Source organism: Larsenimonas rhizosphaerae, from assembly GCF_026240105.1.
GTDB classification, from domain to species: Bacteria; Pseudomonadota; Gammaproteobacteria; order Pseudomonadales; family Halomonadaceae; genus Larsenimonas; species Larsenimonas rhizosphaerae.
Map to the genome: position 1 here is coordinate 508,455 of NZ_JAPIVE010000003.1, position 14,778 is coordinate 523,232.

General features: G+C 57.6%; 11 protein-coding genes and 1 tRNA gene. 4 read left to right on the forward strand and 8 right to left on the reverse strand.

The annotated features are described in order from the left end of the window. Window positions 1–40 precede the first annotated feature (40 nt). Both OQ287_RS12440 and OQ287_RS12445 read left to right on the forward strand, forming a co-directional pair. Window positions 41–2,815, forward strand: a complete 2,775-nt coding sequence (locus OQ287_RS12440; RefSeq protein ID WP_265896644.1) for a DUF349 domain-containing protein — start codon at window positions 41–43, stop codon at window positions 2,813–2,815. A 62-nt stretch (window positions 2,816–2,877) separates the two neighbouring features. Next, window positions 2,878–2,954 (forward strand) — tRNA-Met (locus OQ287_RS12445). Between the two features lie 159 nt (window positions 2,955–3,113). Here the strand turns inward: OQ287_RS12445 and OQ287_RS12450 are convergent. The 8 genes from OQ287_RS12450 to OQ287_RS12485 form a co-directional block, all read right to left on the reverse strand. Continuing rightward, window positions 3,114–4,241, reverse strand: a complete 1,128-nt coding sequence (locus OQ287_RS12450) for a Gfo/Idh/MocA family protein (protein ID WP_265896645.1) — start codon at window positions 4,239–4,241, stop codon at window positions 3,114–3,116. Further along, window positions 4,238–4,441: a hypothetical protein gene (locus OQ287_RS12455; protein WP_265896647.1), complete on the reverse strand. Its 204-nt coding sequence runs from the start codon at window positions 4,439–4,441 to the stop codon at window positions 4,238–4,240. Before OQ287_RS12455 ends, OQ287_RS12450 begins: the two co-directional genes overlap by 4 nt. Before the next feature lie 33 nt (window positions 4,442–4,474). Further along, window positions 4,475–5,377, reverse strand: coding sequence for a myo-inosose-2 dehydratase (gene iolE, locus OQ287_RS12460; RefSeq protein WP_250938811.1), 903 nt, complete (start codon window positions 5,375–5,377; stop codon window positions 4,475–4,477). 33 nt (window positions 5,378–5,410) lie between these two features. Further along, a complete protein-coding gene (gene iolD, locus OQ287_RS12465) occupies window positions 5,411–7,258 on the reverse strand; it encodes a 3D-(3,5/4)-trihydroxycyclohexane-1,2-dione acylhydrolase (decyclizing) (protein ID WP_265896648.1) in 1,848 nt (615 codons plus the stop codon). 1 nt (window position 7,259) lies between these two features. Then, window positions 7,260–9,218 (reverse strand): bifunctional 5-dehydro-2-deoxygluconokinase/5-dehydro-2-deoxyphosphogluconate aldolase, encoded by a 1,959-nt coding sequence (locus OQ287_RS12470; RefSeq protein WP_265896649.1) that lies wholly within the window; start codon window positions 9,216–9,218, stop codon window positions 7,260–7,262. Window positions 9,219–9,544: 326 nt separating this feature from the next. Beyond that, window positions 9,545–10,444: an ATP-binding cassette domain-containing protein gene (locus OQ287_RS12475; RefSeq protein ID WP_250938804.1), complete on the reverse strand. Its 900-nt coding sequence runs from the start codon at window positions 10,442–10,444 to the stop codon at window positions 9,545–9,547. Between the two features lies 1 nt (window position 10,445). Beyond that, a complete protein-coding gene (locus OQ287_RS12480; RefSeq protein ID WP_250938803.1) occupies window positions 10,446–11,576 on the reverse strand; it encodes an ABC transporter permease in 1,131 nt (376 codons plus the stop codon). Between the two features lie 54 nt (window positions 11,577–11,630). Beyond that, window positions 11,631–12,584: a sugar ABC transporter substrate-binding protein gene (locus OQ287_RS12485; RefSeq protein WP_250938802.1), complete on the reverse strand. Its 954-nt coding sequence runs from the start codon at window positions 12,582–12,584 to the stop codon at window positions 11,631–11,633. 230 nt (window positions 12,585–12,814) lie between these two features. Between OQ287_RS12485 and OQ287_RS12490 the strand changes: the two genes are divergently transcribed. Both OQ287_RS12490 and iolG read left to right on the forward strand, forming a co-directional pair. Beyond that, window positions 12,815–13,678: a MurR/RpiR family transcriptional regulator gene (locus OQ287_RS12490; RefSeq protein WP_250938801.1), complete on the forward strand. Its 864-nt coding sequence runs from the start codon at window positions 12,815–12,817 to the stop codon at window positions 13,676–13,678. A 55-nt stretch (window positions 13,679–13,733) separates the two neighbouring features. Further along, on the forward strand, window positions 13,734–14,729 hold the full coding sequence (gene iolG, locus OQ287_RS12495) for an inositol 2-dehydrogenase (protein WP_250938800.1): 996 nt from the start codon (window positions 13,734–13,736) through the stop codon (window positions 14,727–14,729). Window positions 14,730–14,778 lie beyond the last annotated feature (49 nt).

Consider the following 14,778-nt stretch of genomic DNA (forward strand, 5'->3'; position numbering starts at 1 on the left):
TTCTATTGCGTCGACTCACCCATCGCGCTCAGGACATCCCATGCTCGGATTTTTCAATCGCTTTTTCGCCCCCGCCTGGCGTCATCCCGATCCACAACGTCGCCGGCAGGCCATCGACTCCCTGGACCCGCAGCAGGACCGGGAAACGCTGACAGCACTGCTCAATGATGACAATGCCCAGGTACGTGATGCGGCCCTGTTTCGCCTTGATGACCCGGAGCTGATGCTGGCCCGCCTCGACAAGCAGCAAAATGATGTCATTCAGACCCGATTGATCAAGCACCTGAACGGCACCTCCGCGCACCCCCTGCCGATCGAGAAGCGAAAGCAGCTGCTTGAGCTGATCAGCGAGCAGGCGCTGCTGAAGGCGGTCGCGTCCAACGCCGATAATCAGCAACTGCGTCTTGCTGCACTGGCGCGGATCCGGGATGAAAAGTGCCTGATCGAACAGGCCTGTCAGAATCGGATCGCCGCAGTGCGTCACGCCGCCGCCGAACGAGTAGAAAGCGATGAAGGCCTCGAGCAGCTTGTCCGCCAGTCAACCCGCGACCGACATATCGTACGTTATGCACGCGATCGCCTGAATCAGCGCCAGCAGGATGCGCAGGAAGTACAGCGCCGCCACGAACAGCGGGAAGCCCTGATCGCGAGTCTGGAAAAACACGCCACGGCGCCGTGGGATGCCCTGTATGAACATCGGCATCGCCATTTCCTGAAGGAATGGGACACCATGGCCAGCGAAGCCGGCGAAGAGCAGGTGCTCCGGTTCCAGAATGCCCATCAGCGCTGCGAGCAGGTCATCCGTCATCATCATGCCGAGCTGCTTGCCGCACAGGAACACGAGCAGGCCCTGAACAGGGAACGTGAAGACCGGGCCGCCGTTGTCGAAGCTCTCGAGAACGCACTGACACACCTGAAAGGCGAGGCTCACCCGCGACGTCAGGATATCGACAGCCTGCTGGCGCTAAGGCGCCTGCAGGCAGAACGCTGGGGCTACCTCAGTGAACACAATTCACCCACACCGGAACGCCAGGCCCGTTACCACAGTGCGCTGGTCATCATTGACCAGCTTGTTGATGCCTGGCAGCTGCTGGATGATCACCGAGCGGATATCGAGCAGGCGCTGGATGAACAGGACATGGGTGAACTGGCCCGACTTCGCGGCCTGGTGCACTGGCCGGCAGATTACCCACTGCCCCTGTTGATGCGTGAAGTCGACACCGCCCTCGAGACCCACCAGAGCCTGAAACAGACTCGGGATGACACTCGAAGCCGTGAAGACAGCCAGCGCCTTGAACAGCAGCTGGACGAACTGGATAAGCTCCTGACAGACGGAGAGCTTCAAAGCGCAACGCGTCTTTTTGATGCCTTGAATCACCGTTTCGGCCGCCTGAGTGACGCTGATCGGCACCGCCACAATGCCACGGTCAAACGGCTTCGAGCCCGACTGGCCGAACTGCGGGACTGGCGCAGCTTCGTTGCTTCGCCCAAACGAGAGCACCTGTGTACCGCCATGGAAGAACTGGCCGAGCAGCCCATGGCCGATGTCAACAAGGATCAGCGCCATCGCCAACTGGTCAATGAATGGCGACTGCTGGGAAATGCCGCAGCGACGCGCGAGCTGTCCCAGCGCTTTCGCACGGCCTCGGATCGTATTCGGTCAAGCCTGGCAGACTACTACACCCAGCTTGGCCAGCAGCGCGAGGAAAACCGCGCGTTCTGTGAAGCCCTGTGCACTCAGCTTGAAGAACTGATTGCCCATGCCGACCAGCGGGCTGATCCGGATGCCCTGCGTACCATTCGCAACAAGGCCCGGGAAGAGTGGCGGCAGCACACTCCCCTGCCTCGCCAGCATGTTGACGCCCTGAAACACCGGTTCGGGCTTGCTCTTCAAAGTGTACAGGCCCTGATTGACCAGCAGGCGCATCATATTGCCGAACAGAAGCGGACACTGGCCGAACAGGCCGAAGCTCTGCTTGTGGATACACGGGATATCGAGCAGCGCACCCGAGAAGCCAAGGATCTGCAACAGCAATGGCGCAGTCTGGGGCGAGCCCCCAAGGGTGAGGAACAGCGACTCTGGAAACAGTTTCGTCAGGCATGCGACCAGCTGTTCGCCTGGCGCGATGATGAACGCAAGACGCGCCGCAACGAACAAGACAGCCATCTGGACGATCTGCAGACGCTGATTGATCGCATCGATAACTGGCATCCGAATCACGCTTCGGACGCCGAGACCCTCGATCAGGCCGAAGCCGAATTCAATACCTTTGAGCCCCTGCCACGCGGCCGGCGCAGCGAAGGCATGCGCAAACGCTGGCGCGGCATCGTTCGTCAGCGTCGCGATGAACTGCACTCACTGGCGCATGATGTACTGAAGCAACGGTGGCATGCCTGGCGCCCTCTCTTCGACGCCCATGTATCAGCCGATGATGCCGCCCTGGCTGATCAGGGCATCGAGGACGTATCACTGGTCAATGGCACAGACCTTGACAGCGATGCGCGCCAGGCTCACCAGCATCGCAACCTTCAGCGACGCCAACCGGTTCGGGTAGAGGATGATACGCTGCAGCGACTGCGTGTTCACCTGGCACTGATGGCCAACGCCCCGATCGATGACAGTGACAACGACCGCAGGCTCGATATCCAGGTCGCACGTCTGAACGACAATGTGGGCCAGATACACAGCCTCAGCGAAGAGTTTGCACGATGGCTGTGCAGTCTGCTGGCGACCGGTCCGGTGAGTCACGCCCAATGGGAAGCGCTGCACCCTGAGCTTGATGCCCTGATCGGCCGACTGGATTTTGAAGATTGAAATTGATTTGGTGTAATTTGTTGACAGATATAAAAAAAAGCGTAGTATGCACCTCAAGTTGATGCGGGGTGGAGCAGCTTGGTAGCTCGTCGGGCTCATAACCCGAAGGTCATCGGTTCAAATCCGGTCCCCGCTACCAAACATTGAAAAAAGCAGGCCAGTTATTACTGGCCTGCTTTTTTTATGTCTGATGACCGGCCCGCTGTATCTGCATGATGTCTGACTATCATTGCTTCCTTTCCACCTGTCAGAGCAGGGACGACGCCCGGACACTTATCCGGAAGCGGCACAGACCTCCTCAGGACGCTACCTGAACCCACTGACGGGTCTTGTCCGACTTCTCGATGGCATCAATCAGACGGTTTACTCGTGCAGCTTCACGAAAGTCGGGATAGAGGGAACGTTGGCCGAAGATCCCCTCGATCAGATCACGCACTTCGATAATCTTTTGATCGTTATAGCCCAGGCCATGCCCCGGCGCAGGACTGAAAGCGGCATAATCGGGGTGTTCGGGACCTGCCAGCAACGTGGTAAAACCACGCCGCCCTGTCGCATCGTCAGCGCGATAAAGCTGCAATTCGCTCATGCGCTCCTGATCAAACACGATGGCCCCGCGGGTTCCCGTCAACGTATAAGCAAGGCCCATTTTTCTTCCGGCGGCTATCCGGGACGTTTCGATATTCCCCATCAACCCCCTGTCAAAGCGCAGCATGGCCTGAGCCTGATCATCATTTTCCACGGCAGCCATGCCGGCACCGTCGGCTTCAGGCCGCGACGCGATAACGGTCTGCAGCTGACCGCACACCTCAGTAATACGCTGCCCGGTTAAAAACTCCGCCATATTGAGAATATGTGACCCTATATCGCCCAATGCCCCGGCGCCCGCCATTGCGCGCATGGTATGCCAGTCATGGGGTTTTTGCGGATCAAGCAGGTAGTCCTCATTGTGTCGCCCCCGGAAGTGAACCAGCTCGCCGATTTCGCCGCGCATGACAATCTCGCGAGCCAGCTGAGTGGCTGAATTGCGAATATAGTTGAAGCCCACCAGAGTTTTAACGCCAGCCCTTTCAGCCGCCTCCACCATCTCTTCGGCATCAGCCGTACAAAGCGCAAGCGGCTTTTCGGCATACACATGCTTGCCAGCGGCAATGGCGGCCAGCGCTATTTCCTTGTGCAGGAAGTTGGGGGCACAGATATCAACCACATCCACCCTGCTGTCCGCCACCAGGGCACGCCAGTCATCAGTGGCGCGAGCAAACCCCCAGGCACTTGCACGGCTTTTCGCTCTGGCGAGATCAGCATCGGCGAGCAACTCACAAACGGGCCTTGCAGGTAGATCAAAAATACTGGAAACCGCATTAAGGGCAACAGCATGGGCCTTGCCCATGAAGCCGGTGCCGATCAGGCCAATATTAAGTGTTTTCATTGTGTCTTCGCTCCGGCAGGCAGGACGAACAATGCGCAAGCGCCGGGCTGGGCCCGGCGTACCGCGTCGCGGGTTCCGTCGGCACTGGCCAGCACCACCTGAACAATCTGCTCGCCGGTAGCCGGGTTATAGACCGGTGCATGACGCTGATGCCGGCCGGTCACATACCGGCCGCCGAAATAGTGGGATAACGTCTTCACAAGGGCTCCAGATAACAGGGCGCGGGGGCTGTGTCAGTCGGCAATGTCAAAACCGGCCTGTTCGGCAAGCTGGCGCAGATTACGGTAGCCCAGACGAGCATAGGTCAACGGGTGGGCAACTTCGGGGTCCTGTTCGGCTTCAACTACCAGCCAGCCTTGATAGCCCTGTTCGCACAGAAGGGTCAGGGTTGGCAAAAAGTCCACGTTGCCATCTCCAGGCACGGTAAACAGGCCGTCCAGTACACCATTCAAAAAGCTTTTATCCCGATTTCGAACTGCATCCAGCACAGGAAAGCGCAGATCCTTGCAGTGAACATGATGGATACGCTGACTATAGCGCCGGGCAATGGCGAGCGGATCACCATTGGCACCGCGCAGATGACCGAAATCAAGCAGCAGGCCCACCCCCATGCCCGTGTTATCCATCAGGCGCTCAATGTCGGACTGACTTTCGATCACCGTCCCCAGGTGATGGTGATACACCAGTTGAATCCCCTGAGATTGAAGATAGTCACCAACAACGTTCAACCCATTCAGCAGGCGCTGCCAGTCATCCTCGGCAAGGTGCGGTCGCTGGGAAAGCGGACGCTGCTGATCGCCATGTACGCAATGAGTAACTTCACAGAGCACCATCACTTTGGCTCCACACTGCTTGAGAAGCTGCATGTGATCCTGAATGGCTTCAATCTCTTCGTCAGGGCTACGCTCAAGAAGGCGCGCGGAATACCAGCCTGATACCAGTGACAGATCGTGGGAACGCAAAACGCTGTTCAGGGCCTCGGGCGTTCGCGGAAACTTGTTGCCCAGCTCAAAACCGCTGAAGCCTGCTTCGCGCCCTTCCTTCAGGCAGGTTTCCAAAGGCGTTTCACTGCCCAGACTGGGCAGGTCATCATTCGTCCAGGTCAGCGGATTAATACCCAAAGTGACGGTTGGCATAACGTAATTCCTTGGCATTGAATATTGTTGGCATTAATGGCGCTGGCGCTGCTTGGCCTCTCGATAGCCTTTGTAAGCGGCATTGACCGCTTCGCGCTCAGAGACCTGGGGTACGGCGACCTCCCACCAGGCACCGCCTTCCTGGGTGCTGGGTAATGGGTCCGTTTCAAGGGCAATCACATAGGTAGTCCGAGCAGCGCGGGCGCGCACCAATGCCTGCTCCAGTTGCGCAATGCCACTTACCGTTTCGGACTCGCAGCCCAGCGCCTTGGCGTGAGCTGCAAAGTCGGTTTCAGGTGCCCCCGCATCGATAGCGCGACAATCCTTCAAGAGGTTGTTGAATCCTGCACCGCCGGTGGCATGCTGCAAACGGTTGATACACCCGTAGCCGCGGTTATCAAGCACTACCACCACCAGCTTGTGGCCCAGCATCACCGAGGTCGCCAGCTCCGAGTTGTGCATCAGATAGCTGCCATCGCCTACCATCACCACCACTTCGCGCTCGGGCCTGGCCATTTTAACGCCCAGCCCACCAGCAATTTCATACCCCATGCAGGAGAAGCCATACTCCACGTGGTAACTGCCCGGCCCCGAGCATTGCCAGAGCTTGTGCAATTCACCGGGCAGTCCACCGGCGGCACAGACTACGGTGGTATCGTCGAGGGCCTGCCGATTGACCGCACCGATCACCTGAGCATCCGTGGGCAGCTCGAGTCCCTGATCTGCCGTTATGCGGTGTACCACGTCACTCCATTCACGCTTGAGGGTGCCGGTCTGTTCACGCCATACATCACTACTGCGCCATTCGCCCAGCGCGGCATCGAGCTGTTCGAGCCCGATCAGGGCGTCGCAGCACAGCGGAAGGGCCTGATGCTTCAGACTGTCGAAACGGCCCACGTTAAGCGCAACAAGCGTTTTATCGCTGCTTTCGAACAATGCCCGTGATCCCGTAGTAAAGTCCTGCAGCCGCGTACCTATTGCCAGGATGACGTCGGCCTGCTCCGATAACTGGTTGGCGGCGGCGCTGCCGGTCACACCAATGGCTCCTGTCGCACAGGGATGGCTATCTGCCAGTGCGCCCTTGCCGGCCTGAGTTTCAGCGACGGGAATACCTCGCGCCATGGCAAATGCTGCCAAGGCCTCGCAGGCATCGGCGTAATGAACTCCACCACCGGCAATGATCAGTGGCCTGCTGGCCTGTTTCAGTGCAGCAATCGCCTGATGCAACTCATGAGCATCCGGTGGCGGGCGGCGAACATGATGTACTCTCGGAGTAAAAAAGGCGGCTGGGTAGTCGTAGGCAAAGGTCTGTACATCCTGTGGCAACGCCAGGGTTGCCGGGCCACAGTTTTCAGGGTCAAGCAGCGCAGCCATCGCCTGGGGCAGACTGGTCAACAACTGCTCGGGACGATGAATGCGGTCAAAATAGCGTGATACCGGACGAAAACAGTCGTTGACGCTGATGGTGGGATCACCGAAATGCTCCACCTGTTGCAGGACCGGGTCAGGTTCACGAGTGACAAAGGTATCCCCTGGCAGCAGCAGGACCGGCAGGCGATTGGCATGAGCGAGCGCAGCAGCCGTCACCATATTGGTCGCCCCCGGGCCAATCGAACTGATCGCCGCCATTAAACGCCTGCGACCGTTGGCTCTGGCAAAGGCAATGGCTGCGTGGGCCATGGTCTGCTCGTTATGAGCACGAAAGGTCGGCAATTCATCCTGTACGTGGTAAAGGGCTTCCCCCATGCCGGCCACATTGCCATGACCGAATATTGCGAATACCCCCTCAAACAGTGGCACCTCCCGGCCAGCCATCTCGATACGCTGAGCCGCGAGATATTTGACCAGCGCCTGGGCCATGGTGAGTCGAATAGTATGCATTTCAAGCTTCCTCCGAATGGACCAGCGGTTGCGACTGTGCCTGCCTTGATTGACGCCATGCCTGTATCAGCTCGGCATAGTTTCCGGCCACCTGCGTTATCAGGTCAGCATCATTTATTCGCCCGGCCAGCCACTCTCGACTGGCGCTGGAAAACAGCGTGCGTCCGACGGTAAACCCCTTGCAGCAGGGGTGTTTGGCGGCGTTTTCAAAGCCACGCTTCATGTCATCCATGGGCGCATCCAGTCCAAGCAGCACAACGCCTCGGCAGTAGGGATCCTCGCTCTTGATCGTCTCGCACACGGCATGCCAGGCCGCATCCGGCATGGCAGGAAGTTTCCACCAGTCGGGGCGAATGCCCAGGTTATAGAGCCGTTGCAGAGTGCGTGGCAAAACGCTGACATCACTGGGCATGTCCACTGGAGGAATGACTTCCATCAACAGCTCCAGTCCATAAATACAGGCCGCCTGATAGAGTTGACGCAGGCGTTCTTCCTGCTCGAGACGCAGCGAGATATCATCGTCAGGATGGTAAAACACCAGACATTTGATGATCTGTTCCCGCGGCCACTGGCGAAGACAGGCCCCCAGGTCATCTCCGTGCTGGAAGCGCAGTGGCCGTGATCCCGGCAGCTCCACCGGGCGTGCGATCCACCACCCCTGACCGCTGGCCTTGTTGAGCGCTTCCTGCCCCAGAACATCATCCACCAGAATGGCGGGAGTCGTTAAGCCGCCGAGCCTGGCGCCCTCTCTGGCTGCAGTGACAAGGAGTTTTTTCAATGCCGGCAACCGTGCACTGTCCGCATGCTCTTCGCGGGCCATATCGGTGAGCTGACGGCGGTGATCAAATGCCAGTCCCAGTACTTCAGGCCACTGGGCAGGCACTCGGGTGGTTACTCGATGCAGGTGATTCAGGCGCTGGTCGATATCGGGGCGAGGGACATCATCGCGGCGGGCCAGATAATCAAACAGCTCGTCCTCGGTGGGCATGGCAGGAGCACAGCCATGACGGGAAACCACCAGCGCACCACAGGCATTGGCATAGGCTGCGGAGGTTTGCCAGCTTTCACCGCGCAGCCAGCCACGTAACAACCCACTCATGAAAGCGTCACCGGCGCCCAGCACATTCAGTACCTCAACCTGAACGCCCCTGACCAGGATACCGTCTTCCAGACGATCCGGAACAGGACCTTCAAATACCACACAGCCCATGGGCCCCAGCTTGCACACAAGGGTAGCCTTGCTCACCTCGCGCACCGCACGCAGTGCCTCGAGGGTCTCGGTCATGCCCCCGGCGATGTGAAATTCTTCCTCGGTGCCCACGATCAGGTCGAAGTCAGGCAGCCAGTGCTGAAGATCCCTGGTGACCTTGTCATCAGCGATGAAACGGGTTTCGCCATCACCTGAATGGGTCAATCCCCACAGTACGGGCCGATAGTCGATATCCAGCACTCGCTTCACACCATAACGAGCAGCGGCGTCCAGCGCCCTGCGGCATGCCCGCCGAGTTGTATCGGTTGAAAGGTGCGTACCGGTAATCGCCAGGGCTTTTGAGCGCCCAATGAACTCGGGGTCGATGGCATCGGCGTCGATGGCCATATCAGCGCAGTCACGACGGTAGAACAGCAGTGGGAAACTTTCGCGATCCTTCAGGGCCAGCAGCACCAGCCCAGTGTGGCGTTCAGGGTCGACCTGAAGCGCGGTGGTATCCACACCGGCACGCTCCAGTTCCTCGCGTACAAAGTTGCCCATCTGCTCGTTACCCACGCGTGAGAGCATGGCTGATTTAAGCCCCAGCCTCGCGGTGCCGTAGGCCATGTTGCCGGAACTCCCTCCCAGATATTTGGCGAAGCTGGCTACGTCTTCCAGGCGGCTGCCAATCTGCTCGGCATAAAGATCCACTGCCACGCGCCCCAGGCAAACAAGGTCAAGCGGTTGGTGTTGCGTATTATTGTTCGTCATAAAGTCTCCCCACGTTACAAACTCGTTGTACTGGGCAAGTGATAGCTAGTACATGAAGGCGTCTAAAGCATCCATTACACGGCATTCATCCAAGGCGAGAAGGCGGTCGGGAATCGATCGAGTGCAAGGCTCTGCACTACCGGAAGTCCAGCCTTCCAGACCCACAATGTCCTGACATTCATGTCGTTCAGAGCATTGGCGCAATGGTCGGGGAGTTGATGTCACCCGTTCCAGGTTCACAGCATCCGGGTACATCAGCCACGTGAACTTCACACATGCCGGGCCTGCAGCGACGAAGGAGCTGTTGATACATTCATGACAACTCCTCAGCGGTCACTGGCCAGCCGCTCTCCGGCAGGAGCATCAGCATGTCCGGCTGCTGCCACCGACTCGGAATGACCGGGAGCAGGCGCACCATCGGCCTTCCTTTCGCGGTCATTTCGCTGAAACTCGGCCAGTTCTGCATCCAGGTTTTCCAGCTCGGCACCACCCGCCATCATGTTGAGCACCTCCTCGCGACTGATCTCTTCCTTGCGGAAGGAGCCCAGGCTGCCCCCCCGTGACAACAGAGTGAACGCATCAGCTACCGGGTATGCATGGTGGACGTTGTGGGTAATGAAAATGACCGCAAGACCGTCAGCCCTAGCCCTGGCGATGTAACGGAGAACTACGGAAGCCTGCTTGACCCCCAGTGCCGACGTAGGCTCATCCAGGATCAATACCTTGGCGCCGAAATAAACGGCTCGCGCAATCGCCACACATTGACGCTCCCCTCCCGAAAGCGTCCCTACCGGCTGGCTGGGGTCGCGTACATCGATGCCGATCCTGGCCATTTCCTCCTTGGCAATGCGATCGGCATACTTCCAGTCAATGCGCTTCAAGGGCCCCCAGCCAATGGTTGGCTCACGCCCCATGAAGAAGTTACGGGTGATCGACATCAGTGGAACCATTGCCAGATCCTGGAAAACGGTTGCGATGCCGGCATCGAGTGCATAAGCAGGAGACTTGAAACGAGCGGGTTTGCCATCGAGCAGCATGTCGCCATGAGTAGGCTGATGCACACCGGAAAGGGTCTTGATCAACGTCGACTTGCCTGCGCCGTTATCACCGAGCAGACACATGACCTCACCGGAATAGACCTTCATCGAGATATTGCTTAGCGCAATGACGCTGCCAAAGTGCTTGCTGACACTGCGCATTTCGATCATGGGCGTCTGAGTTGTCATGTTACCGGGCCTCCATCGCCTTCTTGCGCATGTAGTTGTTGAAAAGCACGGCTACCAGCAGCATCACTCCCAGAAACACCTGGAACCAGTCGGTATTCACACCGGTATAAAAAATGCCCATCTGCACCATGCCGAAGATCAGTGCTCCCAGGGCCGCCCCGATGGCCGAGCCATACCCTCCGGTCAGCAACGCACCGCCGATTACTACTGCAATAATGGCTTCCAGCTCTTTCAACAGCCCACGGATGGTGTCGGCAGACCCCGTATCCATTACCTGGATGCAGGCAAAGATCGTCGCGGAGAAGGCAGTGAACATGAACAATGAAATCTTCACGCGGTGAACAGGAACCCCCGAATTTCGCGCGGCATTGGCATCACCACCGCTGGCGAAAATCCAGTTGCCGTAAGGCGTACACAGCAATACCCAGGTCGCCACTGCCGTCAGACCAAACCACCACACGATGGAGACGGGGATACCCGAAACCACGGGATTGCCCGCAAAGTTGGTGGCGATCCAGCCGTTGGCCGCCATCCAGCTGAACAACCCCGTAGCGACCTCTCCGGAAAAAAGTGACGCAAACCAGTCACCGGGGATATGTTCCTGAATACCACCTATCTGGGTGCGCCCCGTCAGAAGCCGACTGACACCAATTGCCAGCCCTCGCAGGATGAAGAGAAAGCCAAGGGTAACGATGAATGACGGCAGGCCCGTTTTATTGACGAGGTTACCGTTGATCCAGCCCACCAGCCCGGCACAGGCAAACGCAAGCAGAATAGCCGCCCATAACGGCCAGCCGTATTCCACGGCAGGGATGGCAATCAGGATGCCGGCCAGCCCGATCATTGAACCGATCGAAAGATCGAATTCTCCGCCAATCATCAGCAGGGCGGCCGCCGTAGCAATAATGCCGAGCTGAGCGGCAACTTCGAGAAAATTGACAATACCCGCCGGGGTAAACATGCCGGTACCGCTTGCAGAGACAATAAAGAACGCAATAACCAATACGGCACCGGCCAGTGCCCCCAGCTCAGGACGATTGAGCGCTCTTTTCCAGAAGGAGACTCTCTGAATACGCTCATCCCGATCAGTCGCGGATGGCGCAACCGACTGTTTCGTTTCAGTGGAACTCATGGCGATCGACTCCCAGGGTTCGGTATCGCCGAACCCCTTGATATCAGGTAGTTATCAGCGGATGCCCTGACTGCTCAACTTGATGACCTGAGATGCATTTTCCCTGGTGACAAACCCAGGACCGGTGGCGACATCTCCTGCGGGCAGTAATCCATTTTTGACGAATTGATCCAGGAAGATGACAGGCAGATACCCCTGCATGTACTGCTGCTGATCGATCGCAAAATCCAGATCTCCCGCATCCAGAGCCTTGAGGATGCCTGGCGAGAGATCAAAGGTGCCCAGGGTAAACATGTCTGTAGCACCCTGCTCTCGCATGGCTTGAATCATGGGTTCCGCAGAGAGAGCGCCCAGGGTCAGCACACCACGCACATCATTGTGTTCATTGAGGTAAGCGACGATGGCATTGCGGATATTGGTAGGGTCATACGTGGTCGCCAACTGCTCGGCATTGCCGTTGAAGCCATCAACAAAACCATCACAGCGCTGATCAAGCCCCTGATTGCCTTGTTCGTGGTTAACGCAGACGCCCTTCTTGACGCCCAGTTCCTGCATGCGCTCGGCGGCCTGCTTTCCTGCTTCGTACTCACTCTGCCCCACATGAAGCCGGGCACCGTATTTTCGTGCCGCATCGCCACCGGAATTAATGGTAATGACGGGGATGTCATTATCGACGGCATTTTGAACCACGCTGCCCAGAGCATTTTCATCCGTGAAGGAGAGGATCAAGCCATCCGGCCTGGAAGCCACGGCGGCCTGTACCAGTTGCTGCATCCTGGCCATGTCGAAGGTCGACGGTGCGCGATATTCAAGTTCGGCACCTACAAGATCAGCAGCAGCTTCGGCACCGTTTTTCACAACTGACCAGAAAGGGTCCGATGGGACACCGTGCGTCACCATGACAAAGCGGCTCGTGTCCTGCTGCGGCGCTTGTGCCTGTGCAGCAGTACCAGCCATCAACGCTGCCGTGGCAGCAGAAGCCAGAAACCAGTGAGATAGACGCGTCATAGAGTCATTCCTCTTCGTATTATCATTATTTTCAGATGATTCTTCGTTGAATGCCTTGCTGGAGATGAAATATAGATTCCATAAACAAAAAATATCAAACCATTTATTCTATACTTTGGTTTAAATGGAATATTTATTCCAATATCCTAGACTGCACAACAGCCAGCCACTTTGCTCACTTGTTACCTGTGCCCATGAACTGCAGATGAGCTACCGCGAAGGAAATTTGCATGACACAACCACCACAAAGTTATCGTGAGCTGGAAACGCTGATCTCTGCCGAGTACGACACGCTAAGCAAACGCCTGCAGCAAACAGCGCGCTTCATACTCGACCATCCCCAGGAAGTGGCACTGGCAACCGTGGCCAAGATTGCCGAGCAGGCGGACGTCACCCCCTCCACCCTGATTCGCCTGGCCAACAGCCTGGGGTTCAACGGCTTCTCCGAAATGCAACAGCTGTTTCGCAGTCGCCTGGTAAACGAACTACCCAATTACACCGAGCGGATTAGCGCCGTACGCAGTGCCACCGGAGAAACCCCGGACAGTACACAGCTTTTATGGGAATTTGCTGACGCCAATCGCGCCGTGCTGGAGCAACTGCCTGGCAGGATTGATCCGGAAGCACTGGAGAAAGCGCTGGATATCTTTGAGCAGGCCCAGTCAATTCATGTGATGGGGGCACGGCGCAGCTTCATGGTGGCCAGCTATATGACTTATGCACTGGCGCATGTCGATAAACCGGCCCTGCTGATCAGTGGCCTGGGCGGCATGTATGGAGAGCAACTGCGCGCCATGAGCCAGCATGACGCCCTGTTGACCATCAGCTATTCCCCCTATGCCGAAGAGAGCCAGAAGGCCTGCGAGGATGCGCATCAGCGTGGCTTGCCCATCGTGGTCATTACTGACTCGACCCTGAGTCCGCTTGCTCGCTTTGCTGATGTAGTGTTCGTGGTCAATGAAGCTGAAGTGAAAAGCTTCCGCGGCCTGACCGCCTCCTTCTGTCTTACCCAGACCCTGGCAATTGGCCTTGGGGTAAGGCAGAACAAGTCCTCTGAAAGAGGCCTGTCGCCAGATATCCGTAAAGATCCATAAAAAACACCCTATTCATCCATAGCCATTCACTTCCAGGAACAGGACAGAAAAGCTTATGAAACTTGCACTCATCGGCGCTGGACGTATTGGAAAGGTGCACGCACAGGCCATTCACTCTCATCCCGATGTCACACTGGCAGCCGTGGCCGATCACCATCAACCTGCCGCACAGGCGCTGGCTGAGCAGTACGGCAGCAGAGCGGTCAGCGTTGATGACATTTTCGCCGACAGCCGCATTGATGCCGTGTTGATCGCCTCCAGTACGCCCACTCATGCGGAATATCTGGAACGCGCCGCTCGTGCAGGAAAAGCGGTGCTGTGCGAAAAGCCCATCGCTCTGGATCTGGAGCGAACGCGTGATGCGCTACAGGTGCTCGATGACAATCCGGTAGTCTGCGCACTGGGCTTCAACCGGCGGCATGACCCTCAGCTTGCTGCACTCAAGCAGGCCATTGCCCAGGGACGCATCGGGTCTCTGGAAACCCTGACAATCATCAGCCGGGACCCGCTGCCGCCACCGGCAGAGTATGTTGTCGAGTCCGGTGGCCTGTTCAAGGACATGATGATTCATGACCTGGACATGGCCCGCTGGCTACTGGATGAACCCATCAAAAGCGTCTTTGCCGTGGGCAGCAGTATCATCGATCCAGCCATTGGTGAAGCAGGCGATGTGGATACCGCCATGGTCACCCTCACCACCGCCAGTGGAAAGCTTTGCCAGATCAGTAACTCACGACGTGCCTGTTATGGCTACGATCAGCGCATCGAGGCGTTTGGCAGTCTCGGCATGCTGCAGGCGCAGAACGAAAGCGATACCCGGTTGCGCTTTACGGGCGAAGCCGGACAAGTAGAAGAAAAGCCCAGGTGGTTTTTCCTCGAGCGTTATGCTGAAGCCTATCGTCTGGAAATCAGTGACTTCGTAGCAGCCTGGAAAGAAGGGCGGCCTCCCCTGGCAGGTGCCCGGGACGGGCTTGAAGCATTGCAACTGGCCGAGGCAGCTGAGCGCTCGCTTCGCGAAGGTCGGAATATCCTGATGGATACATTGGTGTAAAGGGCCGGACACGCTTTCATTCACGTCATTCGGCTTAAGGAGCTGCTGC